The 25,518-nt window shown below is 65.3% G+C and carries 24 protein-coding genes; 9 read left to right on the forward strand and 15 right to left on the reverse strand.

The features are described 5' to 3' along the window. Positions 1 to 11: 11 nt before the first annotated feature. The 6 genes from QCE64_RS31485 to QCE64_RS31510 form a co-directional block, all read right to left on the reverse strand. Positions 12 to 1,412, reverse strand: a complete 1,401-nt coding sequence (locus tag QCE64_RS31485; protein ID WP_309934872.1) for an OprD family outer membrane porin — start codon at positions 1,410 to 1,412, stop codon at positions 12 to 14. A 232-nt stretch (positions 1,413 to 1,644) separates the two neighbouring features. After that, entirely contained in the window at positions 1,645 to 2,628 is a 984-nt protein-coding gene (locus tag QCE64_RS31490) for an oligopeptide/dipeptide ABC transporter ATP-binding protein (protein ID WP_309926444.1), read from the reverse strand. After that, the gene (locus QCE64_RS31495) at positions 2,621 to 3,616 is read right to left on the reverse strand and encodes an oligopeptide/dipeptide ABC transporter ATP-binding protein (protein ID WP_310008073.1); all 996 of its coding nucleotides are present in this window, start codon (positions 3,614 to 3,616) and stop codon (positions 2,621 to 2,623) included. The genes QCE64_RS31490 and QCE64_RS31495 overlap by 8 nt, the downstream gene beginning before the upstream one ends. Positions 3,617 to 3,619: 3 nt before the next feature. Further along, positions 3,620 to 4,510 carry an ABC transporter permease subunit gene (locus QCE64_RS31500; RefSeq protein WP_309926447.1) on the reverse strand — a complete coding sequence of 297 codons (891 nt, stop codon included), beginning with the start codon at positions 4,508 to 4,510 and terminating at the stop codon, positions 3,620 to 3,622. Positions 4,511 to 4,520: 10 nt separating this feature from the next. After that, positions 4,521 to 5,441, reverse strand: a complete 921-nt coding sequence (oppB, locus tag QCE64_RS31505) for an oligopeptide ABC transporter permease OppB (protein ID WP_309926448.1) — start codon at positions 5,439 to 5,441, stop codon at positions 4,521 to 4,523. A gap of 26 nt (positions 5,442 to 5,467) precedes the next feature. Continuing rightward, positions 5,468 to 7,105, reverse strand: a complete 1,638-nt coding sequence (locus tag QCE64_RS31510; RefSeq protein ID WP_310008074.1) for a peptide ABC transporter substrate-binding protein — start codon at positions 7,103 to 7,105, stop codon at positions 5,468 to 5,470. Between the two features lie 390 nt (positions 7,106 to 7,495). Here QCE64_RS31510 and QCE64_RS31515 point away from each other — a divergent pair, with 390 nt between their 5' ends. Further along, a complete protein-coding gene (locus QCE64_RS31515) occupies positions 7,496 to 8,398 on the forward strand; it encodes a LysR substrate-binding domain-containing protein (protein ID WP_309926452.1) in 903 nt (300 codons plus the stop codon). Between the two features lie 16 nt (positions 8,399 to 8,414). Here QCE64_RS31515 and QCE64_RS31520 read toward each other — a convergent pair whose 3' ends face one another. Both QCE64_RS31520 and QCE64_RS38025 read right to left on the reverse strand, forming a co-directional pair. Then, positions 8,415 to 9,809, reverse strand: a complete 1,395-nt coding sequence (locus QCE64_RS31520; RefSeq protein ID WP_310008076.1) for a cytochrome c — start codon at positions 9,807 to 9,809, stop codon at positions 8,415 to 8,417. 14 nt (positions 9,810 to 9,823) lie between these two features. Continuing rightward, positions 9,824 to 10,168 carry a sugar dehydrogenase complex small subunit gene (locus QCE64_RS38025; protein ID WP_404987655.1) on the reverse strand — a complete coding sequence of 115 codons (345 nt, stop codon included), beginning with the start codon at positions 10,166 to 10,168 and terminating at the stop codon, positions 9,824 to 9,826. 343 nt (positions 10,169 to 10,511) lie between these two features. On the opposite strand from QCE64_RS38025, the gene QCE64_RS31530 reads away from it, so the two are divergent. From QCE64_RS31530 to QCE64_RS31540, 3 genes are all read left to right on the forward strand, one after another. Then, positions 10,512 to 11,273, forward strand: coding sequence for an SDR family oxidoreductase (locus QCE64_RS31530; protein WP_310008080.1), 762 nt, complete (start codon positions 10,512 to 10,514; stop codon positions 11,271 to 11,273). Between the two features lie 116 nt (positions 11,274 to 11,389). Further along, on the forward strand, positions 11,390 to 13,096 hold the full coding sequence (ggt, locus tag QCE64_RS31535) for a gamma-glutamyltransferase (protein ID WP_404987805.1): 1,707 nt from the start codon (positions 11,390 to 11,392) through the stop codon (positions 13,094 to 13,096). A 315-nt stretch (positions 13,097 to 13,411) separates the two neighbouring features. Then, complete coding sequence (locus QCE64_RS31540) at positions 13,412 to 14,818, forward strand: NCS2 family permease (protein WP_310008084.1); 1,407 nt, start codon at positions 13,412 to 13,414, stop codon at positions 14,816 to 14,818. Between the two features lie 111 nt (positions 14,819 to 14,929). On the opposite strand, the gene QCE64_RS31545 is transcribed toward QCE64_RS31540, so the two are convergent. From QCE64_RS31545 to QCE64_RS31565, 5 genes are all read right to left on the reverse strand, one after another. Beyond that, entirely contained in the window at positions 14,930 to 15,079 is a 150-nt protein-coding gene (locus tag QCE64_RS31545; protein WP_181290817.1) for a hypothetical protein, read from the reverse strand. 108 nt (positions 15,080 to 15,187) lie between these two features. Next, positions 15,188 to 15,655: an RbsD/FucU family protein gene (locus QCE64_RS31550; RefSeq protein WP_310008086.1), complete on the reverse strand. Its 468-nt coding sequence runs from the start codon at positions 15,653 to 15,655 to the stop codon at positions 15,188 to 15,190. Positions 15,656 to 15,719: 64 nt separating this feature from the next. Continuing rightward, positions 15,720 to 16,844: a M14 family metallopeptidase gene (locus QCE64_RS31555; RefSeq protein ID WP_310008087.1), complete on the reverse strand. Its 1,125-nt coding sequence runs from the start codon at positions 16,842 to 16,844 to the stop codon at positions 15,720 to 15,722. Between the two features lie 79 nt (positions 16,845 to 16,923). Beyond that, positions 16,924 to 17,730, reverse strand: coding sequence for an ABC transporter substrate-binding protein (locus QCE64_RS31560; RefSeq protein ID WP_310008089.1), 807 nt, complete (start codon positions 17,728 to 17,730; stop codon positions 16,924 to 16,926). A 122-nt stretch (positions 17,731 to 17,852) separates the two neighbouring features. Next, positions 17,853 to 18,959 carry an ionic transporter y4hA gene (locus QCE64_RS31565; protein ID WP_309926463.1) on the reverse strand — a complete coding sequence of 369 codons (1,107 nt, stop codon included), beginning with the start codon at positions 18,957 to 18,959 and terminating at the stop codon, positions 17,853 to 17,855. Positions 18,960 to 19,217: 258 nt separating this feature from the next. On the opposite strand from QCE64_RS31565, the gene QCE64_RS31570 reads away from it, so the two are divergent. Continuing rightward, complete coding sequence (locus QCE64_RS31570) at positions 19,218 to 20,189, forward strand: sensor domain-containing diguanylate cyclase (protein WP_309934889.1); 972 nt, start codon at positions 19,218 to 19,220, stop codon at positions 20,187 to 20,189. Positions 20,190 to 20,401: 212 nt separating this feature from the next. Here QCE64_RS31570 and QCE64_RS31575 read toward each other — a convergent pair whose 3' ends face one another. Continuing rightward, positions 20,402 to 20,833, reverse strand: coding sequence for an OsmC family protein (locus QCE64_RS31575; protein WP_309838145.1), 432 nt, complete (start codon positions 20,831 to 20,833; stop codon positions 20,402 to 20,404). Between the two features lie 462 nt (positions 20,834 to 21,295). Between QCE64_RS31575 and QCE64_RS31580 the strand changes: the two genes are divergently transcribed. The 4 genes from QCE64_RS31580 (at position 21,296) to QCE64_RS31595 (ending at position 24,572) form a co-directional block, all read left to right on the forward strand. Then, positions 21,296 to 22,063, forward strand: a complete 768-nt coding sequence (locus QCE64_RS31580; protein ID WP_309934891.1) for a hypothetical protein — start codon at positions 21,296 to 21,298, stop codon at positions 22,061 to 22,063. Further along, positions 22,060 to 22,443 carry a hypothetical protein gene (locus tag QCE64_RS31585; RefSeq protein ID WP_310008091.1) on the forward strand — a complete coding sequence of 128 codons (384 nt, stop codon included), beginning with the start codon at positions 22,060 to 22,062 and terminating at the stop codon, positions 22,441 to 22,443. The genes QCE64_RS31580 and QCE64_RS31585 overlap by 4 nt, the downstream gene beginning before the upstream one ends. Before the next feature lies 1 nt (position 22,444). After that, on the forward strand, positions 22,445 to 23,785 hold the full coding sequence (locus QCE64_RS31590; RefSeq protein ID WP_310008093.1) for an FAD-binding oxidoreductase: 1,341 nt from the start codon (positions 22,445 to 22,447) through the stop codon (positions 23,783 to 23,785). A 133-nt stretch (positions 23,786 to 23,918) separates the two neighbouring features. Next, a complete protein-coding gene (locus QCE64_RS31595) occupies positions 23,919 to 24,572 on the forward strand; it encodes a DsbA family oxidoreductase (RefSeq protein WP_310008095.1) in 654 nt (217 codons plus the stop codon). A gap of 41 nt (positions 24,573 to 24,613) precedes the next feature. Here the strand turns inward: QCE64_RS31595 and QCE64_RS31600 are convergent, their stop codons facing one another. Beyond that, the gene (locus QCE64_RS31600) at positions 24,614 to 25,516 is read right to left on the reverse strand and encodes a flagellar brake protein (RefSeq protein WP_310008096.1); all 903 of its coding nucleotides are present in this window, start codon (positions 25,514 to 25,516) and stop codon (positions 24,614 to 24,616) included. Between the last annotated feature and the right edge of the window lie 2 nt (positions 25,517 to 25,518).

Raw genomic sequence — 25,518 nt, forward strand, 5'->3', positions numbered from 1 at the left:
CGTGGAAGCCGTCAGAACACGTTCACCGGCACGTTCACCATCAGTCGATACACGTCGCTCGTGCCGTCCGGATAATACGGGCTGTTGCTGTGGTGGTGCATGTAATAGAACTTGATCGACGTGTTCTTCAGCTTGCCGCTTGGCACCGTGTAGCTCGGAATCACGCCCACTTCGTAGTGCGTGCCCTGGATCGGCGTGCCGTTGATGCGGTATGCCGCGGCCTGCGCGCTGGTGCCGTTGGCCATCGCGCTGCCGTCCGCATCCCAGCCATATGCGCCCCACACCGCGACCTTGAGACCCGGCACGCCGTAGTGCTTCATGTCGAGCGTATAGGTGAGACTCAAGGACTTTTCATGCGGCTGGTTGTAGTCGACATCCAGCGAGTTGGACAAGTAGTCGCCCGCGGACTGCCCCATGTAGTCGAACCTCTGATCGCTCACGATCTGCTGATACGCCACCTGCACCGTATGCGCGCCGTGCGTACCCGACAATGCCAGCGAGTAGGCATTGTTGGTGATCGCGCCCTGCCGCTGGTCGCCGATCGAACCCGTGTAGTAGTAGTTCAGCGCGCCCGTCCAGCGTATCGAGGCGGGATCGCCGATGCTGTGCGTCGCATTCAGGTAGTACTGTTGCCACACGTCGTTGGCAATGCCGCCCCATAGCGAGACGGCCGTGTCGTCGCCATGGGTCCAGTCGCCGCCGAAGAAGCTGAAGCGCGAGATATGCGTGCCGCCGTATTCGGTCGTGAGTCCGGTGACGCTCGTCATGCCGCGCGCAAGCACGGCGTCCACCGTGCCGGCCTTGAGCGTCAAGCCCCTGATCTCATCGCTCTCCAGCGAGAAGCCGCGATACGTCGGCGGCAGCGAGCGGTTGTCGTGCGGCACGAGGAACGGATCGTCGAAGAGTTGCTGACCGTATTTGAGCACGGTGTTCGAGACGCGCGCCTTCACGTCCCACACGCCGGGATAAGCCCACGCCAGTTGTCCCGATCCGCCGCCGTCCGTGCCGAGGTGCACGCGGTTGCCCGCGCCCTCCCCGCCATTGAACTTGAATGCGCCGAACAGGGAGACGTCGCCGCCCAGTCCGATCAGCCCCTTCGTATAGCCCGACTCGAACACGGCCTGTGCGCCCAGCACCGATGCATCCTTCTTGCCGCTGCCCTTCAGGTCGTCATGCTCGGTGTAGGACCGCAGCAGCAGGTTGAAATGCGAGTCCTCGATCAAGCCGTTCGACTTCGCCTGGCTGCTCATGGGCGCATCGGCTTCCGTATGCGGCGGCGATGCGGGCGGCGCTTCGGTGTGACGCGTCGAGGCGTCGGCATCGGTTTCATCGGCATGAGAGGTAGCGGCGGCGGCCATGAAACCGCTGCACAGCAGAATCGACAGCGCGATTGATCGCTTTTGTTTTTTCATTAGAAAGATCTCCACGAATTGATGCAACGCTCGACTGCGCGCACAGAAAAATCAGGATGCAGAACACCCCGCCCGCAGATCGGCAAGGTCTGGGCGTACGGACAGGATCGGGTGAAGCGGCAGGCCGGCCAGGTCGGCTACACCGGCCTTTCGCTATAGGGCGTGGATTGGGCGACTCATGCGGGTGGACGCGTCCTCGCTATCGAAGGGTTGCAGTGAAAGCGCACGTCCGTCATGCGAACAGACAAGCTACTGAGGCATCGCCGCCGAGCGGGCGCAGCGCGGGCACCTCGTGCGCGCAGCGCGCCTGCGCCATCGGGCAGCGCGTGCGGAATACGCAGCCCGAAGGCGGATCGATGGGACTGGGGATATCGCCCGGCAGGATCTCCACGGTGCGGGCACGCTGGATCGCCGGATCGGGCACCGGCACGGCGGAGAGCAGCGCGCGCGTATAGGGATGGCGCGGCGTGTCGTAGAGCGCGTGCTTGCTGGCCAGCTCCATCACGCGTCCGAGGTACATGACCATCACGCGATCGGAGATATGGCGCACCACGGCCAGGTCGTGCGCAATGAAGATCAGCGCGAGCTTCATCTCCTTCTGCAACGACCGGAGCAGGTTCACGATCTGCGCCTGAATGGAGACATCGAGCGCGGACACGGGCTCGTCGCAGATCACGAGCTTCGGCTCGACCACCAGCGCCCGCGCGATGCCGATGCGCTGACACTGGCCGCCGGAGAACTCGTGCGGATAGCGATTGATCATCTGCTCGCGCAGGCCGACGCGCGCCATCATCGCGCGCACGCGGGCGTCGATCTCGCGCTTGTGCATGCCCGGCCGATGCTCGACGAGCGGTTCGGCGATGATCTGCCCGACCGTCATGCGCGGATCGAGCGAGGCGAGCGGATCCTGAAAGATCATCTGCACGTTGGCGCGCAGCGCGTGCCATGCATGTTTCGACGCGTTCGCGAGCGGCGCGCCCATCCAGACGATCTCGCCGCCCGTGGCCGGAATCAGGTTGAGGATCGCGCGTGACAAGGTGGACTTGCCGCAGCCCGATTCGCCGACCACGCCAAGCGTTTCGCCGGCCTTGAGATCGAAGCTGACGCCATCGACGGCCTTCAGCGTGCGCTTCGCTGCCCACGGCAGGCGCTGCTTCGCCCCGACCTGAAAATGCACGCGCATCTCGCGTACGGAAAGCAGGCTGGCGTCAGACATGATTGATCTCTCCGAGGCGGGCATGCATCTGTTCGACAGGTCGATGGCACGCGCGCATCCCATGCAGGCCGATGCGCTGGAGCTCGGGCGCCACGCGCGCGCACTCATCGCTCGCGTCCGCGCAGCGCTCGTGAAACGGGCAACCCGCGGGCGGATGCGCCATGTTCGGCGGATTGCCCGGAATGCCGACCAGCTCGCCGCCGTCGTGGTCGAGCCTCGGCAGCGCGCGCAACAGACCGATGGTGTACGGATGCGAAGGCCGGGCGAAGAGCGTCGGCGCATCGCACTGTTCCATCACGCGGCCGCCGTACATCACCATCACCTGATCGCACAGGCCGGCGACGACGCCCAGATCGTGCGTGATCAGCACGATCGACGTGCCGAAGTCATGCTGGAGCGTGCGCAGCAGTTGCAGGATCTGCGCTTGCACGGTGACGTCGAGCGCGGTGGTGGGTTCGTCGGCGAACAGGATTTCAGGCTCGCACAGCAGCGCCATCGCAATCATCACGCGCTGCCGCATGCCGCCCGAGAGTTCGTGCGGATACTGCCCGATGCGATGCGCCGCTTCCGGAATGCGCACCGCTTCGAGCATCGCGATGGCGCGCTTGCGTGCCTCGCGGCGCGTCAGGTTCTTGTGCAGTTCGAGCACCTCGGTCATCTGCCGTTCGATGGTCAGATACGGATTGAGCGAACTCATCGGGTCCTGGAAGATCATCGAAAGGCGATTGCCGCGGATGCGGTTCAGGCGCCGCCCGCTCATGCCGATGAGATCGTCGCCGCGATACAGCGCCTGGCCCACGGCCCGGCCGTTCGGCGCCAGCAGCCCGAGCATCGCGAGCACGCTCTGGCTCTTGCCCGAACCCGACTCGCCAACGATGCCGAGCGTCGCGCCCGCCTCAAGCGTAAAGCTCACGCCGTTGACGGCGCGCACGGCGGCGTCGTGAGTCGCGAACTCGACCTGCAAGTCCTTCACTTCGAGTAGCGGCATGGCTCACCTGTCCTTCGGATCGAGCGCGTCGCGCAGCCCGTCGCCGACAAAGTTGATGCAGTAGAGCGTGACCGACAAGAGCGCCGCCGGACACAGCAGGATCCACGGCGACGCCTCCATCACGCCGACGCCGTCCTGGATCAGCACGCCCCAGCTGGTCATCGGTTCCTGCACGCCGAGGCCAAGAAACGACAGCACGGATTCGGTGAGGATCACGGCGGGCACGGTGACGGTCGTGTAGATCGCGACGATGCCGAGCAGGTTCGGCACCACGTGGCGCCGGATGATGCGCGCGGTCGGCACGCCGATCGCACGCGCTGCTTCCACGTACTCTTTCGAGCGGATCGAGAGCGTCTGGCCGCGCACGACGCGCGCCATGTCCATCCACGAGAACACCGTGATGGTGATGACGACGAGATAGAACTCGCGGCCGAGCAGCGTGACCATCAGGATGGCGATCAACAGGTACGGAATGGCATACATCATGTCGACGATGCGCATCATCGCGTTGTCCACGCGCCCGCCGACAAAGCCCGCCACCGCGCCCCACACGATGCCGAGCGTGACCGACGTGAGCGTGGCGAGCGCGCCGATCATCAGCGACACGCGTCCGCCGATCAGGCAGCGCACGAAGAGGTCGCGGCCGGTGTCGTCGGTGCCGAAGAAGTGCCAGTTGGCGAGCGTGGGCGGCGTGCTGGTGGCGTTCCAGTCGGTGGAATCGAAGGCGTTCGGCGACAGCCATGGCCCCGCGATGCACGCCAGCGTGATGACCGCGAGCAATGCGAGACTCACGACCGCCGCCTTGTTGCGCAGGAAACGCGTGCGCGCGTCCTGCCACGGACTGCGGCCCGCGACGGCCTGTTCGAGCGTCGAACCCAGCGATGCTGTTTTCATGGCGCGCCTCTCAGTAACGGATCTTCGGGTCGAGCCACGCATACGCGAGGTCGGCCAGCAGGTTGAGCAGCACGGCCACCGCCGTGACGAGCACCACGAGGCCCAGCACGAGCGTGTAGTCGCGATTGGCCGCGCCGTTCACGATCAGCTTGCCGATGCCCGGCAGCGAGAACACGGACTCCGTGACGACCGCCGCCGTGATCGATGAAATCGCCAGCGGGCCGATCACCGAGACGACCGGAATCAGCGTCGGCCTGAGCGCGTGGCGCAGCACGATCACGCGCAGCGGCAGGCCTTTCGCGCGCGCGGTGCGGATGTAGTGGGTGTTCAGCACTTCGATCAGGCTGGCGCGCGTCACGCGGCCGATGGTCGCGACGTTGATGGTGGCCAGCAGCGCGACCGGCAGCACCATGTAGCGCAACTCGAAGCCGTTCCAGCCGCCGGCCGGCAGCCACTTCAGCGCGATCGCGAACACGAGGATCAGCACCGGCCCGAGCACGAACGACGGGATCACGTTGCCCGCGTTGCCGACCAGCATCAGCGCGTAGTCGGCGAGGCTGTTGCGGCGCAGCGCCGCGACGACGCCCAGCGCCACGCCCGCGCCGATGGCAAGCAGCATCGACGCGCCGCCGACCGCCAGCGAGACCGGCAGCGCGCGCAATACGAGGTCGTTGACGCTCCAGTCCGCGTAACGGAACGAGGCGCCGAGATCCCCGTGCAGGAGGCCGTCGAGATACAGCAGGTACTGCTTCCACAATGGCTCGCCGAGGTGATACTTCGCCTGCAGGTTGGCGAGCACGTCGGCGGACACCTTGCGCTCGCCATCGAACGGGCCGCCGGGCGTCGCGTGCAGCAGCAGATAGCAGACCGTGATGACGATCAGAAGCGTCGGCAGCGTGAGCAGCACGCGCCGCAATGTGTATGACCCCATGAGCGTTCCTCCGGTGCGTCAGGACTTCAATGCCTGACGATGTAGAGATCCTTGCTGGCGTAATGATCCATCGGATTCTTCAGCGAATAGCCGCCCACATAGCTTTTCACGAGGCGTGGCAGGCCGTATTGCAGCAGCGGCAGCATCGGGTAGTCGTCCATCACGAGTTTCGCCGCCTGGGTCTGCAGCTGCGTGCGCTTCGCGGTATCGGCGGTGGCGGCCGCTTCGCTGATGAGCGCATCGGCTTTCGGGTTGCAGTTGAAGTTGTCGTTCTGCGACGACTTGCACTGCACGAGCGTCAGGAAGGTCGTCGCGTCGTTGTAGTCGGCCACCCAGCCATTGCGGGCAATCTGGTAGTCGCCGTCATGGCGCTTCTTGAGCAGCACCTTGAATTCCATCGACTCGATGTCCATCGTCAGGCCCAGCTTCGTCTTCCACTCCGACGCCACGAAGATCGCCATCTTCTTGTTGTAGTCGCTCGTGTTCATCGCGAAGCGCAGCTTCGTGCCGGGCTTCACGCCCGCCTGATCGAGCAGCTTCTTCGCTTCCTCGACACGCTTCGTCATCGGCCATGCGGCCCACTCGTAGTTCGACACGTCCGCGCCGCTCACGCCCTTCGGCAGCAGGCCGAGCAGCGGCGTCTGCCCGTCGGCGGTCACGCGCCGCGCCAGCAGGTCGCGGTCGATCACCATCGACAAGGCCTGGCGCACGCGCACGTCCTTCAGCAACGGATCGCGATTGTTGAAGCTGTAGTAGCGCGTACCGAGAATCAGCGAGTTGCGGATGTCGCCCGGAAACTGCTTGCTGTAGGTCGCGTACGTGCCGGTGGGCAACTGGTAGGTCATGTCGTTGTCGCCGGACTGGAACATCTTGACGTCGGTGTTCTCGTCCTCGATCGGCAGATAGGTGACTTGCGTCAGCTGCACGTTCGCCTTGTCCCAGTATTGCGGATTCTTCGTCAGCACGAGCTTGCTGTTCACCTGCCAGTCCTTCAGCTGGAATGCGCCGTTCGTGACGATGTTGCCGGGCTTGGTCCATTCGCGGCCGTACTTCTCGATGGTCGCGCGGTGCACCGGTCCGAAGTTCGGATTCGACATCAGTTCCGGCAGGAACGGCACGGGGCCGGCGGTCTTCACCTCGACGGTGGCGGCATCGACGGCGCGGATGCCGAGCGTGCTCACCGGCTTTTTGCCCGCGACGATCTCCGCGCCGTTCAGGATGAACGGACCGAACACGCTCGCATACGACGAGGCGGTTTTCGGATCGAGAAAGCGCTGGCTGCCGTACACGAAATCGTTTGCGCTGACGGGCTCGCCATTGGACCAGCGGGCGTTGGCGCGCAAATGGAAGAGCCAGGTGGTCGCGTCCTTCTGCTCCCATTTCGCGGCGACGCCCGGCACGACCGCGCCGTCGCCATTGGTGGCCGTCAGGCTTTCGAAGAGATCGCGTGCGAGGTTCGCCGCGCCCACGGTTTCGACCAGCGCCGGATCCAGCGTCTCGACCTCCGAGCCGTTGTTGCGCACCAGCTCCTGTCTGGCGGCCAGCGTTACGCCGGGCGGCACGATGGCCGCCGTGGCGTTCCACGCACTGATAGCCAGCACGAGCGCCGCGCTGGCGGCGAGGCATGTGCGTTGAAGACGGGCACGAACGGCGATCGGTTTCATGGGCATTCCTGGGGTCCTTGTCTCGTGTTGTTGTGCTTGTTGTGTGTGTTGCGCCGGCCGGCGGATCCCGGCCGTTTATCTCTTTCGAGATAAACAATGAGGTTTCCGAATCAAGCGCATCACGCGGGCGATGCTTCACCGGGCGGGCTGTCACGCGGCGCCGGGCCGCTGCATTCATCTGCGGTTCAAGACTGGCGGCGAGTATTTCGCATCAATAAGCCAGATGCCACTCACATGTGCTTATAGTCACTAAATTTTTCGAATAGTCGTTCGAATTGTTGCAAAGGTGTCAATGAGCACGGCGGCACAGGGTTCCGGTCGAGGCGGCGCACGACGGTTTCCGCTAAGATCGGCGTCGCTTTCAACCGTCGCTTTCCAGCCGTACGCCAGATGATCCGTTTCCGCCAGATCGAGGCTTTCCGCAGCCTCATCATGACCGGCACCAGTGTCGGCGCAGCCCGCAAGCTGCATGTGACCCAGCCCGCGATCAGCCGCCTGATCGCCGATCTCGAAGCCGATCTCGGCTTCAGCCTGTTTTCCCGCATCGGCGGCCGGCTCAATCCGACCACCGCCGGCCTGCGCTTCTACAAGTCCGTCGAAGAGAACTTCCTGGGACTGGAGCGCCTCAAGCAGGTCGCCGCCATGATCCGCGAGGAAGCCTCGGACGGTCTGACCGTCGCCTGCATGCCGGTGCTTGCCACGACCCTGCTGCCGCCCGTGCTGCTCGGCTTCACCGGCCAGCATCCCGGCGTGCCCATCAAGGTCGATTCCGTGAAGGTGCCCGAGGTGCTCGTCAACCTGCAGAACCACAAGGCCGATGTCGCCTTGAGCCTGGCCTTTCCGGCGGTCGCGGGCATCGAGGTGGAGAGCCTGCTGAAGGCTCCCGCGGCCTGCGCGATGCCCGCCACGCACCGGCTCGCGAAAAAGAAGCTCGTGCGCCCTGCCGATCTGCGCGGCGAGAATCTGATCGGCTGGCTGCCGAATTCGCGCCAGCCCTACGAGGCCGAGCAATCGCTCATTTCGGCGACCGAGGACCGGCCGCGCTACACCGTCTTCACCGATACCGCGCATACCCGCTATGCGATGGTCGCGGGCGGACTGGGCGTGTCGATCGTCGAGCCCTTTGCGGCGAAAGTGTGGCGCGCGCATGGAGTCGTCGTGAGGCCGTTCGAGACCGACATCGAATACGAATACGTGATGTCGTATCCAAGCAGCGGCATTCGCTCGGATCTGGTGGGATCGTTCAGGAATGCCGTGAAACGGGTCGTCGAAGCGTATTCCTTCGACGACTGACGCGCGCCGAAGTCACCTACTGCTTCGCGCCTCGATGCGTGCGCCGCACCGCCAGCAGCACGATCAGACTCACGAGCAGCAACACCGCGATCGCGCCCGCCGCACGCGCGAGTCCCGCCAGCGGCGACGGCTGCGTGCCCGTCCGCAACCGCGCGACCTGCGCGACGCTCACCTTCGCCTCGACGTTCCCATACAGCCCCAGCAGATGATTGCCGAGCGTGGCGATCTGCTGATCGGTGAGCAAGGCCGCGAAGCCGGGCATCGAGGCGTCCGACGTGCGCTCGGGATGTCGCGTGCCGCCCAGCATCACGAGCACGAGATTGTCCGTGTTGCTGCGGCCGAGCGTGGTGCTGTGGAACAGCGAAGGCAGCCGCCCGCCGCTCGCGCCTTCGCCGCTCGCCTGATGACAGGACGCGCAATAGCCGTCGTAGAGCTGCGCGCCGCTCAGGCGGCCGCTGTCCACGGGCCACGCCACCCCGCGCAAATCGCCCAGCCCGTTCGCCGGCTTACCCCAGGTGCTGGCCGGCTGGGTGTCGGCTTCGGTCCGGACCGCTTCGACCGTCTTCAGATACACCGCGACCGCGCGCAGATCCTCGGCGGCGAGATGACGCAGGCTGTTGTCGACGGCTTCGGCCATCGGACCGGCCGCGTGCGCCTTGCCGCGCGCATAGCCGTCGCGCAGATAGCCGATCAGCTCCGCCTCGCTCCATGCGCCGATCCCGCTGTTGACGTCCGGCGTGATGTTCGGCGCATGCCAGGCCCCCGCCGATCCGCCCGCGAGCGCGCGCGAGCTCGATTCGGCCAGCCACGCGTTGCGCGGCGTGTGACAGGCGCCGCAATGCGCCAGGCCTCGCACCAGATACGCTCCGCGATTCCACGCCGCGCTGCGCGATGTATCGGCGACGTAAGGCTGTTCATCGAGGAACAACAGGTTCCAGACCGCCAGCGTCTGCCGCACGCTGAACGGAAATGGCAGCGACGTCCGGGGCGCCGCCTGATCCACCGCGCGCACGCGCTCCATGAAGTACGCGTACAGCGCCCGGGTATCTTCATCGGTCACGCGGGCGTACGAGGGGTAGGGCATCGCCGGGTACAGGTACACGCCGTCGGCGCGGATGCCGCGGCGCAGCGCCGCGGAGAACTGCTCGAACGTATAGCCGCCGATGCCGTGCGTGCGCGACGGCGTGATGTTCGTCGAGACGATCTCACCCAGCGGCGTGGCCAGCGTCAGGCCGCCCGCGAACGGCTGGCCATCGGGCGCGGTGTGGCAGGCCACGCAATCGCCGGCAATCGCCAGATAGGCGCCGCGTTCGAGCAAGGCGTCGTGCGCGCGTGTGTCCGCCTGCGCGGCCGCGCACAGCATCGCCCATGCGCATCCGGCCAGCACGCGCCAGCGCAGAGCCTCAAGCATGAAGAGCGCTCCGTTCACGTCGTGCTCGTCGCGTGGAGGTGCTCGGCCGTGCGCAACGCGAGCGCGACGGCGGTCAGCGTCGAGTTGACCGTCGCCGCCGTGGGCATGACGCCCGTGCCCGCGATGAAGAGGCGGTCGGCGAGCGCCAGATCGAGCGACGCCTGCCCGGTGAGAAATTTCGACAAGGCCACGAAACTCTCCGGCGCAGGCAACGCCGTGGCGAGTTCGGCCGGCATGGGCCGGCGCGTCGTGCCGGGCACCCAGGTCGTCACGCAGGACGCCGCGATGCCGGCCAGAAGCGTGCGCCGGGTACGCGCCCGCACCGGCCCGCGCTGCATGGAAACACTTGGCTGATTCATGTTGATTCGATGGTTCGTTCTGACTGACGGATGCGCCGCAACGCGCATGACGTGCGCGACTGCTTCCCCGACCCGTTGCTCGCTCGCGGTCGGTACAGTGCGGCATGCGGCGGCGCGGCGATAGAGCCCGCGCTCGAATTCAATGAAATTGACAATTGCGGGCGACGTCGCGGCATGACATCGGCTTGCTGGAGCGCTTCGTGCTGCCTCCCGACGACGCGTCCAACGCGTGCCGGCGCGACGGCTCATACTCTCGGTCACGGCACACTGCCGGCGCTTTTCCCAGCACCATCCGGCGCATGTTCGGGCGAACCTGCGCGGACCTCATCGACACGGAGCATCCATGCACGACCTGAAAGGCAAGTCGATCCTCATCACGGGCGCGAGCACCGGTATCGGCGCGGCGGCGGCACGGGCGTTCGCGCAATACGGCGCGGATGTCGCGGTTCACTACAACAGCTCGAAGGAACAGGCCGAGGCGGTCGCGCAGGACGTGCGCGCGCTCGGCGTCAGCGCGATCACCGTCGGCGCCGACGTGCGCGACTCAAAAGCCATCGACGCGGCCGTCGCGCAAGTGGTGGACAGCTTCGGCAAGATCGACGTGCTCATCAACAACGCCGGCAGCCTCGTGAAGCGCGAGCCGATCGCCTCCGCCAGCGACGAACTCTTCGACGAGATCATGCACATCAACGCGCGTTCGGTCGTCGCGTTCACGCGCGCCGCGCTGCCTTCGCTGCGCTCGGGCGGCGGCGGCTCGATCATCAACGTGACCTCGGTGGCCGCGCGCAACGGCGGCGGTCCTGGCGCGCTGCTCTATGCGGCGTCGAAGGGCTTCGTCAGCACCATCACGAAAGGCATGGCGAAGGAACTCATGCCGGACCGCATCCGCGTGAACGCCGTCGCGCCCGGCGTGATCCAGACGCCGTTCCAGGAACGCTTCACGACGCCCGAGCAGCTCGAGTCCTTCCGCAAGTCCATCCCGATGGGCTTCATCGGCGAACCGGACGATTGCAGCGGCGCGTTCCTCTATCTCGCGTCCGAGACGATGTCGCGCTATGTCACCGGGCAGATCATCGACGTGAACGGCGGGCAGTTGATGCCCTGAGTCCGGCGGAGCCGCGTGATTTCGGCGGCCTCGCGCGCATGGTATATAACGGACTGATCTTTCGTCGCACGCAAAAAAGGAGAATGCAGGAGATGCTCTTGAAACAAACACCGCGCATGCGGACCTTCGCACTGAGCGCTATCGTGGCGTCCGCGCTGCTGACGGCGGGTTTCGTCGACACGACACCCGCCCATGCGAAAACCGCGGATCAGCCGCAGGTCCTGACTTCGTCGGCTGTCGCGGTCGCCGACAAATACGCCGCCGACACCGCCGAGCAGATCTTCAAGCAAGGCGGCAATGCCGTGGATGCCGCGGTGGCCATCGCGTTCTCGCTCGCGGTCACGTATCCGGAAGCGGGCAACATCGGCGGCGGCGGCTTCATGACGCTGTACGTCGATCATCGTCCCTACTTCCTCGACTATCGCGAACGCGCGCCGCTCACCGCCACCCGCAACATGTATCTCGACGACAAGGGCGAGGTCATCAAGGGCATGAGCCTGTACGGGCATCGCGCGGTGGGCGTGCCGGGCACCGTCGAAGGCATGTGGGAAGCGCAGAAGCGCTTCGGCAAGCTCAAGTGGAAGCAGGTTCTGGCGCCGGCCATCCATTACGCGCAGGATGGCTTCGTCGTCGATGACCAGCTGGTGGCGCGCCGCGACGCCGCCGCGAAGGAGTTCGGCGGCAAGACCAACTTCGACCTCTATTTCGGCGGCATGAAGTCCGGCGAAGTGTTCAAGCAGCCGGACCTTGCCAGGACCCTGCAACGGATCTCCGACAAGGGCGCCAAGGGCTTCTATGAAGGCGAGACGGCACAGCTGATTGCGAAGTCGATGGAAGGCCACGGCCTCATCACCGCGCGCGACCTGAAGGACTACAAGGCCGTGTGGCGCCAGCCGATTACCGCAAGCTGGAACGGTTATCGCGTGATCACCGCGCCGCCGCCGAGTTCGGGCGGCGTCGGCCTGGTGCAGCTGCTCAAGATGAAGGCAGACCTCAAGGACAAGTTCAACGATGTCCCGCTCGACTCGGCGCAGTACATCCATCTGGTGGCCGAGATCGAAAAACGCGTGTTCGCCGACCGCGCGCAGTATCTCGGCGATCCGGACTTCTACAAGGTGCCGGTCGCGCAGCTCACCAACGACGACTACATCCTGAAGCGCGCGCAAGAGGTGAATCCGGACCAGCCTTCGGACACCAAGAGCGTGCAGCCGGGACTCAGCACGTCGATGCCGGAGAAGGCCGAGACCACGCATTTCTCGGTGGTCGACAAATGGGGCAACGCGGTATCGAACACGTACACCATCAACGGCTACTTCGGCTCGGGCGTGGTGGCGGAAGGCACGGGCATCGTGCTGAATGACGAGATGGACGACTTCGCTTCGAAGCCGGGCGTGCCGAACATGTTCGGCGTGGTCGGCAGCGATGCGAACTCCATCGCGCCGAAGAAGCGCCCGCTCTCGTCGATGACGCCGACCATCCTCACGAAGGACGACAAGGTCGCGATGGTGATCGGCACGCCGGGCGGCTCGCGCATCTTCACGTCGATCTTCCAGGTGCTCTCGAACGTGTACGACTTCAACATGCCGCTGCCCGAGGCCGTCGGCGCAACGCGCTTCCATCACCAGTTGCTGCCGCCGAACACGATCTTCCAGGAGCCGTTCCATCAGCTCGATCCGGAAGTCATCAAGCAGCTCGAAGCCAAGGGCTACACGTTCCAGATGCAGGGCTTCAATGGCGACATCCAGGCGATCCGCGTCGATGGCGACACGCCCGAGGCCATGTCCGATCCGCGCGGGCGCGGCGTCTCGCGCGTGATCAAGTAACGCGGCAGTCACGCGCCGCTGCCGGTCTTGCCGGACTAGGCGTTTGCCCTAGTCCGGCGTTTTCGCGGTCCGGCCGGTGCCCCGTCGCGTGGGGCGTTGACGGCATATACGCCGCGTGGCATGACCGGCATGTTTTTCATGGGATTGGACCCTGCGTTCTGTTCCCCTAGGCTCTGTCCTGACCGAGTGCAGCCTCAGGTGCGAGACCTCGGCATCATTCAAGACACCCTACGAGACGACCCTGATGACGGCTCCGAAGTACGCCTCGTGCGTGCACGGCCCTGCCGTTTCAGCGTGCTGATAAAGGAGCAGCTCATGTTGGAATCCTCTGCCCAGCAGCTTGGCGACATTGACATTTCCCCTACGGAGCGACAGGAGAGCGGGCCATCCGGCAACGGCGGCTTTCTCGATCGCTATTTCGGTATCTCAACCACCGGCAGCACGGAGAAACGCGAAATCGTCGCCGGCGTGACGACCTTCCTCGCGATGGTCTACTCGGTGTTCGTCGTGCCGGGCATGCTCGGCAAAGCCGGCTTCGATACCAGCGCGGTATTCGTCGCCGTCTGTCTGACGACGGCGTTCGGCTCGCTGCTGATGGGCGTGTGGGCGCGCCTGCCGATCGCGATCGGCTGTGCAATTTCGCTCACCGCGTTCACGGCCTTCGGGCTCGTGCTCGGCAAAGGCCTGACGCCCGCCATCGCGCTCGGCGCCGTGTTCCTGATGGGCATCGTCTTCACGGCGATCTCGGTCACCGGCGTGCGTTCGTGGATCCTGCGCAACCTGCCGACGGGCGTCGCGCACGGCACGGGTATCGGCATCGGGCTGTTCCTGCTGCTGATTGCTTCCAATGACGTTGGTCTCATCATCAAGAATCCCGCGCCCGGCATGCCGGTCTCGCTCGGACACATCACGGCGTTTCCGGTGCTGATGTCGGTGGTGGGCCTCGCCGCGATCTTCGGGCTGGAACGCCGGCGCGTGCCGGGCGGCATCCTGCTCGTGGTGATCGGCCTTTCGGCGATCGGCCTGATCTTCGATCCCTCCGTGCGCTTCCATGGCGTGTTCGCGTTGCCGGCCTTGTCCGCGCCTGGGCATGCCTCGCTGATCGGCGCGATGGACATCAAGGGCGCCCTCTCGATGGCCGTCCTGCCGAGCGTGCTGGCCCTCGTGATGACCGCCGTCTTCGATGCCACCGGCACGATTCGCGCGGTGGCCGGCCAGGCGGGACAGATCGACCAGAACGGACGGATCGTCAACGGCGGCCGGGCCCTGACGGCGGACTCGCTCAGCTCGATCTTCTCGGCCTGCTTCGGCGGTGCGCCGGCGGCGGCGTACATCGAATCGTCCGTGGGTGTGGCGGCCGGCGCGAAGACCGGTCTTGCGGCCAGCGTGGTGGGCGTGCTGTTCCTGGTGGTGATGTTCCTCTCGCCGCTCGCCGCGCTCGTGCCCTCCTATGCGACGGCGCCCGCGCTCATGTACGTCGGCCTCCTGATGCTCGGCAACGTCAGCAAGCTGCATTTCGAGGATACCGTCGACACCATGTCCGGCCTCGTCTGCGCGGTGTATATCGTGCTGTCGGCGAACATCGTGACGGGCATCATGCTCGGCTTCTCGACGCTCGTGATCGGCCGGCTGGTGGCAGGCGAATGGCGCAAGCTGAATGTCGGCACGGTGGCGATTGCGGTGGTGCTCGCCGTGTTCTATCTCGGCGGCTGGGCCATCTGACCGCTCGTCTGGCTGATCGTCGACGATAGCCACATACGACAACGCCCCGCAGGCTTTCGCCTGCGGGGCGTCTCTACTTTTACGACCTGACCGGGGTGCTACGACTGATGCTTACTTCCGGCGATACGATTCCACGAGGATTTCGCAGTTCTGCAGATGCAGTTGCAGCGCCCGGTTCCACTCACGACGCACCGCAGCCTTTGCCGCGCGCAGCCAGGAACCGAACGAAACGAGCAAGGATTGTTGTGCAGTGGTCTTCATGAGCGTCTCTCAGGGTAAGTAGCTAGGGGATAACCCTGAATATACGCCTTTTACGCTGCATTGCAACAAGTTCTTAAAAAAGAATCAGGGTAATCCCTAGACCATCGGTCAATCCTTCCGGGGCGCGTCCGGCGCGAGTTGCACGCCCTTCTTGAAAATGAAGCAGCCGTAGCCGCGCGCCTCGCCCGTCGCAATCACGCAGTACGCCTTCCGGGCGCGCTCATAAAAGGCAAAGCGCTCGACCGGCGCCAGCGGCACCGGCCGTCCCTCGGCGGCGTCGATTTCCTTCTGCACTTCGCGTTGCACGGCAGGCAGCGCGCTCGCGTCGCCCACGACTTCCATGCGCTCGGCGGGATGATCGACGAAAGTATCGAGCGGCAGCACCGACAGCACGGCCCGCGCGGCACGCGGCGCATCGACGCCGTCCAGCCGCAGCAGACGGCCGAGTACCGTCTGACGCGCGACGGAATCGGCGGGGAAATTGGCGTCGCAGATCACGACTTCGTCGCCGTGACCCATCGCGCAGAGCGCATGCAGGATGTCGGCATTGAGCAGCGGATTGAGATTTTTCAGCATGTCGCGGGATTCTCCATGACGGTTTGAGCAGACGGATCCATGGTAACCGGCACCGGCGCCGCGTTCAGGGCACCAGCAGGTCGCCGGTGCGCGCCGCGTGCGCGCCCGCGATGCGCGCCACCAGCATTCCGGCCGTCGCGAAGCGCGTCCAGTGGCGCGCGTACAGCACGCCATCCGTCCCGGCGACGAGCGGCACGAGCCGGTCTTCGAGCGGATCCAGCACCTCCGCGATGGTCTCGCCCGCACGCACCGTCTCGCCGATCTCCCGTCGATGCAGGATCACCCCCGCCAGCGGCGCGCGCAGATGCTCGCAGCCGGCAAGCGGCGTCGCGGGATGGCGCAGCGGCGGCGGCTCCGGCGCGTCGCCTTCGATCATGCCGAGGTGCGTCAGCGTATCGACGATCGCCTGCGCGTCGCGCGCCGCCAGTTCGTGCGACACGTCGCGGACGCCGCGTAACTCGAGCGTGACCGTCAGCACGTCCGGCGGCAGCGGATAGCGCTCGCCGAACGCGCCGCGCAAATAGCGCCACGCCGACGCGCAGGCTTCGTCGAACGGCTCGCCTCCCGACACGTCCGCCAGCAGTTGCGCCTCGCTGCCGAGATAGCGCGCCAGCGGCTCGATCGCGGGCCACGCTTCGGGCGTCGTGTAGAGATGCGGAGCGGCTTCCCAGTCGCAATGAAGGTCGATGACCAGATCGGCGTCGCAGGCGAGGCGCATCAGTTCGAGCCGCTGCGCATCCAGTTCCGTCACCGGCTGGCGAGCGGCCAGCGCGTCGCGCAGCGCCGTGCGGATCAGGCGGCCGTTGCGGTGTTCATCGCCGTTCAGGCGGGATTTCAGGTGCAACGCCAGCTCCGGACCGAGCTCCGGAAAGCGCCGGTTGAAATCCTGCCCCGAGCGCAGGTCGAAACGCCCCATTTGCGCGCCGAACCAGTGCTGGTTCAGGCCGGCCGGATTGGCGACCGGAACCAGAACGATCCGCGCCATCAGCCGTCCGGCGGCTTCCAGCGCGGCGAAGCGCTGCTTCAGATACCACGCGACGACCATGCCCGGCAGTTCATCCGCGTGCAGCGACGCCTGGATATAGACCTTGCGGGGCGCGTCGCCGTGTTGCGGGCCGAAACCGTAGCTCGTGAGCACACGCCCGGTGCCGAGCGGCGCGCCCGCGAGCGGATGATGATGAACCTGCATGTGCGCAGACCTCGTGTCGAAAAGAAAAGGCACCGCGAGCGATGCCTTTCCGAAACCCTGCAAACCCGCGGCGAGGCGCTTACTGGATCGAGATATCGGTCTCGAAGTACTTGGCCATGATGCGCTTGAACGTGCCGTTCTTCTTGAGCTCCGCGAATGCGTTGTCGAGGCCGTTCTTCAAGTCGGTGTCGCCCTTGCGCAGCCCGATGGCCGTTCCCGGACCGATGATCGCGCGGTCCTCGACGATCGGGCCGACCAGCGCGAACGGCTTGCCCTGCGGCTTCTTCAGGAAGCCGATGGCGGCTTGCGCGGCGTCGGTGAACATTGCGTCGATGCGGCCCGCGACCAGATCCGCTTCGACCTGTTCCTCGTCGGCGTAAGGCACGACGGTCACGCCCTGCGGCTCCCACTTCGCCTTCGCATAGCGTTCCTGCACGGTGCCCTGCTCCACGCCGACGCGCTTGCCCTTCAGCGATTGCGGCGTCGGCAGGATGCCCGAGCCGGCGCGCGCGACGAGTTGCGCATGCGTGTCGTACAGCGGCACGGTGAAGTCGATCTGCTTCAGGCGTTCGTCGGTGATGCCCATGTCGGAGAGGACGGCGTCGAACTTGCGGGCCTTCAGGCCGGGAATCATGCCGTCGAAATTGTTCTCGACCCACACGCACTTGACCTTCATCTGCGCGCACAGCGCATTGCCGAGGTCAATGTCGAAGCCGGCGAGCTTGCCGTCGGCCTGCTTGGATTCAAACGGCGGATAGGACGGGTCGACGGCAAAGCGGATTTGCGTGATTTCCTTGGCTTGCACGGCGGACGACACTGCGCCGAAAGCGGCGGTTACAGCAAGGAGGGTACAAACGGCGAGCGAGGCGGACTTCTTCGATGACATGCGTTTCCTTCGGGACTTTCGGTGTAACCAGACGGTGAAACCAGAGCGGCTGGAGCGGGCTTGCGCCCGCGAAAAACCGAGCATGGTAACAAATTGGCACGATCGTCCCGGATTCCCCTCGCTCAAGGCACCACGGAAAGGAACAGGAAAGCCGCGAAGATCACGAGGTGCACGACGCCCTGGAGAACCGTCGAGCGGCCGGTGCCGAGCGTGATGACCGAGACGATCAGCGTGAGCGCCAGCATGACGATTTCCTTCGAGGCGAGCCCGAGCGAAATGGGCTGGCCGATGACGATCGACACGACCGCCACCGTCGGAATGGTCAGGCCGATGCTCGCGAGCGCCGAGCCGAGCGCGAGATTCAGACTCGTCTGCAGGCGGTTGAGCCGCGCCGCGCGCAGGGCTGCGAGCCCTTCCGGCAACAGCACGAGCGCCGCGATGACGATGCCGACCACCGCTTCGGGCGCGCCCGCGGCCGCGACGCCCGCCTCGACCGCCGGCGACAGCAGCTTCGCGAGCCCGACCACCGAAACCAGCGACAGCAGCAGGAACGCCAGCGCGATCCACGCCTCGCGGTTGCTGGGCGGCGGCGCATGGGGCGCGCTTTCATCGTCGGGGGCCGCGACAGGGACGGACGTGGCGGCTTCGGGCGTGGGCAGCAGGAAGTAGTCGCGATGCCGGATGGTCTGCACGAACACGAAGGTCACATACAGCACGAGCGAGATCACGCCGACGAACACCAGTTGCGAAGTGGACAGCGCCGGACCTTGCACCGTGCTCGTGAAGTTGGGCAGCACGAGCGTGAGCACCGAGAGCGCGCACAGGATGGCGAGCGCCGCGCTGGCGCCCTGCAGCTGGAAGTTCTGCACGTGATGCCGCAGGCCGCCCACCAGCAGACACAGCCCGACGATCGCGCCGCTGCAGATCATGATCGCGGCAAAGACCGTGTCGCGCGGCAAGCCGGCCTTGTCGGGACCGCCGGAAAGCATCACGGAGACGATCAGGGCGACCTCGATCACTGTGACGGCGATGGCCAGCACCAGCGTGCCGAACGGCTCGCCGACCCGATGCGCGACCACTTCCGCATGATGCACCGCTGCGAACACCGCGAAGGCGAGCGCGATGGCGGCAAGCACCATCAGGACGCCGCTCGGTATCAGCGCGGTCGCGGCGAGCACGACGAGCGCAAGGATCGGGGTAATGACGGTCCAGTCCAGCTTGAGTTTCATCGGCGCTCCGGGCGGATCGGTTGAGGGGACGTCGAGGTTCGGTCTCGAGCTGAACGGGTTGCATGCATGGGTCCGACCCACGGGCGCGACCGGCGTGCCGTAGCGCGCCGTGACATGCAGCCGCAGCCCCTCGGCATGATAGCGAATGTGCCGGCTGAAGCGCGGATAACCGAGCCAGGTGGTCGAAGGAATGAATTTGTCGCGTGTTTGTCGGAGAATAAGGGTGGTCAATGGCCACGTCCAGGAACCCGGAGAACCATGCTAGTCGCCCCGATACCCGAGAACGAACCCATTCGCCTGTCCACGCTGCGCACGCTCAGATTGCTCGATACCCCGGCGGAAGAACGCTTCGACCGCCTCACGCGGCTGGCGCGGCGTCTGTTCGACGTGCCCATCGCGCTGGTCAGCCTGATCGACGAAAACCGGCAGTGGTTCAAGTCCTGCGCCGGTCTGGGCGTGCGGGAAACCGGCCGTGACATCTCCTTCTGCGGGCACGCGATCATGCACGACGACGTGTTCATGATCCCCGACGCCCGTACCGACGCACGCTTTCATGACAATCCGCTCGTCACTGGCGATCCGGGTATCCGTTTCTATGCGGGACAGCCGCTGACCGTGCCGAACGGCAGCAAGCTTGGCACGCTGTGTCTGATCGACACGCGTCCGCGCGAACTCGACGGCGAGGCGGTCGGACTGTTGCGCGACCTGGCGCATATCGCGGAGCAGGAGATTGCGGCGATCGAACTCGCGACCGTCGATGAACTGACGCTGATCGCCAACCGGCGCGGCTTCGAGGCGCTGGCGCAGCATGCGCTGAATGTCTGCCGGCGCATGGGCCGGGACGCTTCGCTGCTGTTCTTCGATCTCGATGATTTCAAGCGCATCAACGACAGCTTCGGCCATGCCGAGGGGGATCGCGCGTTGACGACCTTTGCGGCGGCCTTGCGCGCGGCGCTGCGGGAAAGCGATGTGATCGGCCGGCTGGGCGGCGATGAGTTCGTCGCGCTGCTCACCGACGCCGGCGATGAAGAAACCGATCGCGCGCTCGAGCGGCTGCGGGATGCGCTGGCGGCCAGCAACGCGGCGGCGGAGCGCGGGTATCAGATCCGCTTCAGCGTCGGGCAGACGCTGTTCGAAGCGGGGCAGCATGGGTCGATCATCGACTTGCTTGCTTTGAGCGATAGCCGGATGTATGCCGACAAGGTTGCGAGGAGAGGCGGAAGGGGATGATAAAGACGCGTTCATGCCGGGCACTTTGGCGACGGTGAACAGGCCCGTCTGGAATACGTGTTGAGTTTCGCTATCGCCGGAAAGCGGAACGATTGAAGCTGACGGAACGCCTTGAGTCGATCCTGTTTATTGAAAAAAAGGGCAGCCGAAAAAAACGCGCGGGAAGCATCGACTACCGATGCTTCCCGCGCGCCATCAACCAGCCAATACGCTTACGACACGAGTTCCGCGTTCAACGTGATCTTCGCGTTGCCCGCGAAGAGCTTCGACACCGGACAGCCCTCCTTCGCGGCTTGCGTGGCCTTGTCGAAGGCGGCCTTGTCGGCGCCCGGAATCTTGGCCTTGAGGTCGAGCTGGCAGGCGGTGATCGTGAAACCTTCGCCATCCTTGTCGAGGGTGACGGTGGACTTGGTCTCGAGACTCTCGGCCTTCAGGCCCGCCATTTCCAGTTGCAGCGAGAGCGCCATCGTGAAGCAGCCTGCGTGCGCCGCGCCGATCAGCTCTTCCGGATTCGTGCCCGGACCTTCCTCGAAACGCGACTTGAAGCCGTACGGTGCCTCATTGAGCACGCCGGTCTGCGTCGAGATGAAGCCCTTGCCGTCCTTGATGCCGCCGCTCCATTTTGCCGATGCTGTCTTTTGCACGTGAGTTCTCCAGAGGATGAAGGTGAAGGGAAATGATCGAACGGCGGCGTGACCCTCGGTCGCGCGCCGCATGCGCGTTGTCGGTCCGCACGCGTCGTGCCCGCTCGGACTTGCATGCATCCGCCGGATGACCTTGATTCGTCATCACGGCACGGCCGGACCGGCACGTCGTCATGCATCGTAACGGATCGCTCCGAGGCGCGCAGCGGAGGCAGGAAGCAAGCGATGAAGCGGCCTATGCCAGTCGGACGATGATGCCCGCAAAGCCTTTCCCGGCAAGGCTTTGCGCGGTGCCGCCCGGCGCCTGAGGGGGTCGGGCCGATAACTCGGAAGTATTCATATGGTCAAAGACCATCGATTCACTTAGCATGCGTTCACCCTTCGACCCGAAGCACTTCGACACCGTGCAAGCCGCCCGCGCACGGTCCGGCCTCGCGTGTCGATCATGACCGGCAGAAAGACATGAACGCATTACCGCAACCGAAAACCCATCAGCTCGTCGACCGTATCAACGCACTGCGCGCGGCTTCGCCCCGCTTCATCGACCCCGCCGAAATCACGCCGCTTTCGCGTGAGTGGCGCGCGATCGGACATGACATCCGCCAGCTGTTGCAAGCCGATGCTCGCGCCGCGTGGGAACTGACCGGCTCGTGGCGCGCGCTCGCCGGCGATGTCGAAGGCGCTGAAGGCGCGTTCAGGAACGCGGTGGCGCTCGGACTGTCGGACGTCGGCCGTGAGAATTGGATGATCACGCGGCTCGGACTCGGCATGTTCTCCGAGGCGCAAGCGCTGTATCGCGAACTGTGCGGCGCGCGGACGCGCAACCTCGCGGTCATTGCGCCGTATGGGTTTCTCGCGGGAGCGGTCGGATGTACGGCGGAGTTGATCCGGGAAGCGAGGATGCGGGGGGTTGAGTGGGATGAGGAGTGGGCGGAACAAGTGTCGGCCGCGGCTTCCATATTGACGGACGCAGGCGTGACAGACGACGAAATCGCACAACGTCTCGATTGCACGGGCATCGTGTTGAGACAGCATCGGCTTTGCCCGGACGTCAATCCCCTCGTACTCGACGTGGAAGGAGTCTGCCGCTGCGTCAGCTTCAGACTCAGCGTGCCTACCTCGTGGGATCTTACGAAGAAGATGAATGAGGCGTTGCTACGTGAAGAGGAACGGCTGATGTTCTTCAACACCGCTGCACTGGGCGTGTATTTCGACGGAGCGTGCAAATGAGCAGCACAGCGCAGGAATGGGTCGAGTGCGCAGCGGCACTCATGCGCCACGCCACCACCGAGCCTCAATATCGTACCGTCTGCAGCCGCGCCTATTATGGAGCGTTTCATGCGGCAAACGAATTTCATCGGAGGTTGCCCGCGCCCGGTACCGTCGGTCGGGCAAGCGGCCGCCATGACCAGTTGATCCAGCAGTTGTGCAATCCAATGATCCGCCCGAATGACGCGAAACACGCTTTATCGAAAGCAATTGGACTGGACCTGATCACGCTTCGCAATGCACGAGTCAGAGCCGACTATCACCCTAGCGAGAACGTCAATCACGACGTGGCTGAACAATCCACCCAACTTGCCGCCAAAGTCATAAGGAAAACCACCTGACATGGGCCCACCCACCGACACCATCCCCGAAGACCGCACCCTGCCCGACCGCGTCGACGTCGTCGTCATCGGCGGCGGCATCGTCGGCGTCAGCACGGCGCGGGCGCTCGCCGACAAAGGCCTCTCCGTCGCGGTCTGCGAAAAGGGCGTAGTCGCCGGCGAGCAGTCGAGCCGCAACTGGGGCTGGTGCCGCGCCACGCACCGCGACTTGCGCGAGCTCGAACTGAGCCTCGAAAGCCTGAAGCTGTGGCGGCGCATCGATGCGGAACTCGGCATCGACACCGGCTTTCGCACGAGCGGCATCCTCTACGCCGCCGACGACTCACAAGCCCTCGCCGATCACGAAGCCTGGCTCGAACGCGCGCGGGCACTCGTCGGGCGCGACGCGCTCGACTCGCGCATGGTCTCGGCGGACGAAACCGCTGCGCTGATGCCAGGCACCGCGCGCCGCTTCGCGGGCGGCATCTACACGCCCTCGGACGGCCGCGCCGAGCCGCAACGCGCAGTGCCCGCCATGGCCGCCGCGCTGCGAGCACGCGGCGTGACAGTGCTCATGCCATGCGCCGTGCGCGGCGTCGAAACCAGCGGCGGCGCCGTCAGCGCCGTGGTGACGGAACTCGGCCGCATCGCGTGCTCAAGCGTGGTGGTAGCCGGCGGCGCGTGGACGCGCTATTTCACCGGCAGTCTCGCGGTCGACGTTCCGCAGTTGCTGGTCCGCTCCTCGGTCCTGCGCACGGCGCCCATCGAAGGCGGGCCGGAGGTGAGCGCCTGTAACCAGGACGTGGGTTATCGCAAGCGGCTCGACGGCGGCTACACCATCGCCAATGCATTCCACAGCGATCACGACATCACGCCGGACAGCTTCCGGCTGTTCTTCAAGTTCCTCCCCGCCCTGAAAAGCCAGTTCGGTTCGATCAAGCTCGGCCTGAACGCCCGCTTCCTCGACGGGCTGCGCATGCCGCGCCGCTGGCCGCTCGACCAGCCCACGATCTTCGAACTCGTGCGCACGCTCGACCCCGTGCCGAATCCGTCCTTCAACGCGAAGGCCCTCGCGGAGTTTCGCGCGATCTACCCTGCGCTATCGCAGATCCGGGAAGCGCAGGCATGGGCCGGCTATATCGACGTGACGCCTGACGCCGTGCCGGTCATCTCGGGCGTGGACGGCAAGCCAGGACTCTTCATCGCGACCGGCTTCTCCGGACACGGATTCGGCATCGGGCCCGGCGCGGGGAGACTGATGGCGGATCTCGTCGCGCGCGACCGGCCGATCGTCAATCCGCACGCCTTCCGGCTGTCACGTTTTTTCGATGGCAGCAGGATAGAAATCGACGGCGGATTCTGATGCCACGCTTGCCATGCGTGTCGCACGTCCGCAATCGTCCCGCGCTACCATATCGGTTCAACGCCCGTCGCACATGACGCCGGCCCAGGTTCACAAGACGGCGCATCCCGCGCCGTTCGCTTTTGAGGCTTACATGGCATCCACGCCTGTTCTGTATATCGACGTGTGGTCGGACTTCGTCTGCCCGTTCTGCTATCTCGAAACGCCCGTGCTCGATCAATTCCGCAACGCCTATGGCGATGCAGTCGAGATTCGCTGGCATGCGTTCGAACTGCGCCCCGAGCCGGCGCCCCTGCTGGATCCCAATAGCGACACGATCGTCGAGGCTTGGGAAAGATCAGTGCAGCCGCTCGCCGAAGAGCGCGGCGTCACCATGCGCATGCCGCCCGTCACGCCGCGCAGCCGCAAAGCGTTCGAAGCCGCCCTGTTCGCGCGCGAATCGGGCCGCTTCGACGTCGTGCATCGCGCGATTTTCAAGGCGTACTTCGAGGAAGGCATCGACATCGGCGATACCGATGCACTGCTCGATATCGCGTCCGCATGCGGTGTCGATCCCGAACTGCTGGAAGAAGCGCTCGACGACGGCACCTACACCGATCTCGTGATCGAGGACGAAGAGTTCGCAAAGAAGCTGGGTGTGGGGGGCGTGCCGTTCGCGGTACTGTCGCGCGAGCCGGCGCCCGGTCAGGAAGCACCGCCTCCTATCGCGCTGCGTGGCGCCGCCCCGGTGCAGCATTTCGAAGCCGCAGTCGAGCGGCTCTTTCCCGACGGCTTCCCGGGCAACTGATCGCCGGCCGGCATGCACGAGACGCGGGCCGGGCGCGCGGTTCAGCTGTGCTCGGCCATGAACGACTTCAGCGCGATGCGCTGCGAAGGCTCGAGTGCTTCGAATTCCAGCCCGTAGGCCACGTGACCCGTACCGGGCTCCGGTGCGCCGACATGCCGGACGATCGCAATCGTGTCGATCTTCACGTCCACGCCATCGGTGCTGAACTGGAACGAGAGCGCCAGCTTGTCGCCGATGCGCGCAGCCGGCTTCGCCACCGTCAGCGACATGCCATACGGGCTGATATCGCTGACACGCCCCAGTTCCGGCACATCCGTCGAACCATGAGCCGAAAAGTGCGCAGCGAGACGCGTGGGCATCCGGGCGAACTTTCGGGTGCGAAGTCGGCGGATCGCGCCGGGCGCGGAGAGCACCGCATAGTTGAACGGCTCGCGGCAGATCGCATCGACCGTGCAGGCAAAACGGAATACGCCGCGCCCGGTCAGCGCAACCAGATCGACTTGTTCGCCGACATTGAGATCGAGCGGATCGAAGCCGGTCATCAACGGCTGCGTCACGAACAGCGAGCGCTCGCCGTTACGGCGCGGCGTCGAAAAACCGATCACGCGGCTCGCATACATCGCAGACCCTGTCCCGCCGGTGCCGCGCAGTCCGACTCGCGCGCCGATCGTCAGGCCGATATCGTCGAGCGACAAAGGCTGATCGCCGGACACATCCGCGTCCTGACTCACCGCACGCGCCGGTTCCTGAACCGCCCGATGCGGCTCGAAGTGCTGGAACATGAAATCACGCGCCGCGACGTCCGGCACGACAGCGCCCGCATCGAACAGCACGGCGCCATCGGCGGACATGATCGGCCAGTCCAGCGCTGCATTCAGCGGAATCTCGGCCGGCCACAGACGAACCAGGGACTGGCGCGCTTCCAGTACGGTTTCTTCGGTCATCT

Source organism: Caballeronia sp. LZ043 (genome assembly GCF_031451075.1).
Lineage (GTDB): Bacteria > Pseudomonadota > Gammaproteobacteria > Burkholderiales > Burkholderiaceae > Caballeronia.

Excerpts from the sequence above, each read along its gene's own strand:
- QCE64_RS31485 (WP_309934872.1), bottom strand. The coding sequence starts at position 1,412 with ATGAAAAAACAAAAGCGATCAATCGCGCTGTCGATTCTGCTGTGCAGC.
- QCE64_RS31490 (WP_309926444.1), bottom strand. The coding sequence starts at position 2,628 with ATGTCTGACGCCAGCCTGCTTTCCGTACGCGAGATGCGCGTGCATTTT.
- QCE64_RS31495 (WP_310008073.1), bottom strand. The coding sequence starts at position 3,616 with ATGCCGCTACTCGAAGTGAAGGACTTGCAGGTCGAGTTCGCGACTCAC.
- QCE64_RS31500 (WP_309926447.1), bottom strand. The coding sequence starts at position 4,510 with ATGAAAACAGCATCGCTGGGTTCGACGCTCGAACAGGCCGTCGCGGGC.
- oppB (WP_309926448.1), bottom strand. The coding sequence starts at position 5,441 with ATGGGGTCATACACATTGCGGCGCGTGCTGCTCACGCTGCCGACGCTT.
- QCE64_RS31510 (WP_310008074.1), bottom strand. The coding sequence starts at position 7,105 with ATGAAACCGATCGCCGTTCGTGCCCGTCTTCAACGCACATGCCTCGCC.
- QCE64_RS31515 (WP_309926452.1), top strand. The coding sequence starts at position 7,496 with ATGATCCGTTTCCGCCAGATCGAGGCTTTCCGCAGCCTCATCATGACC.
- QCE64_RS31520 (WP_310008076.1), bottom strand. The coding sequence starts at position 9,809 with ATGCTTGAGGCTCTGCGCTGGCGCGTGCTGGCCGGATGCGCATGGGCG.
- QCE64_RS38025 (WP_404987655.1), bottom strand. The coding sequence starts at position 10,168 with ATGAATCAGCCAAGTGTTTCCATGCAGCGCGGGCCGGTGCGGGCGCGT.
- QCE64_RS31530 (WP_310008080.1), top strand. The coding sequence starts at position 10,512 with ATGCACGACCTGAAAGGCAAGTCGATCCTCATCACGGGCGCGAGCACC.
- ggt (WP_404987805.1), top strand. The coding sequence starts at position 11,390 with ATGCGGACCTTCGCACTGAGCGCTATCGTGGCGTCCGCGCTGCTGACG.
- QCE64_RS31540 (WP_310008084.1), top strand. The coding sequence starts at position 13,412 with ATGTTGGAATCCTCTGCCCAGCAGCTTGGCGACATTGACATTTCCCCT.
- QCE64_RS31545 (WP_181290817.1), bottom strand. The coding sequence starts at position 15,079 with ATGAAGACCACTGCACAACAATCCTTGCTCGTTTCGTTCGGTTCCTGG.
- QCE64_RS31550 (WP_310008086.1), bottom strand. The coding sequence starts at position 15,655 with ATGCTGAAAAATCTCAATCCGCTGCTCAATGCCGACATCCTGCATGCG.
- QCE64_RS31555 (WP_310008087.1), bottom strand. The coding sequence starts at position 16,844 with ATGCAGGTTCATCATCATCCGCTCGCGGGCGCGCCGCTCGGCACCGGG.
- QCE64_RS31560 (WP_310008089.1), bottom strand. The coding sequence starts at position 17,730 with ATGTCATCGAAGAAGTCCGCCTCGCTCGCCGTTTGTACCCTCCTTGCT.
- QCE64_RS31565 (WP_309926463.1), bottom strand. The coding sequence starts at position 18,959 with ATGAAACTCAAGCTGGACTGGACCGTCATTACCCCGATCCTTGCGCTC.
- QCE64_RS31570 (WP_309934889.1), top strand. The coding sequence starts at position 19,218 with ATGCTAGTCGCCCCGATACCCGAGAACGAACCCATTCGCCTGTCCACG.
- QCE64_RS31580 (WP_309934891.1), top strand. The coding sequence starts at position 21,296 with ATGAACGCATTACCGCAACCGAAAACCCATCAGCTCGTCGACCGTATC.
- QCE64_RS31585 (WP_310008091.1), top strand. The coding sequence starts at position 22,060 with ATGAGCAGCACAGCGCAGGAATGGGTCGAGTGCGCAGCGGCACTCATG.
- QCE64_RS31590 (WP_310008093.1), top strand. The coding sequence starts at position 22,445 with ATGGGCCCACCCACCGACACCATCCCCGAAGACCGCACCCTGCCCGAC.
- QCE64_RS31595 (WP_310008095.1), top strand. The coding sequence starts at position 23,919 with ATGGCATCCACGCCTGTTCTGTATATCGACGTGTGGTCGGACTTCGTC.
- QCE64_RS31600 (WP_310008096.1), bottom strand. The coding sequence starts at position 25,516 with ATGACCGAAGAAACCGTACTGGAAGCGCGCCAGTCCCTGGTTCGTCTG.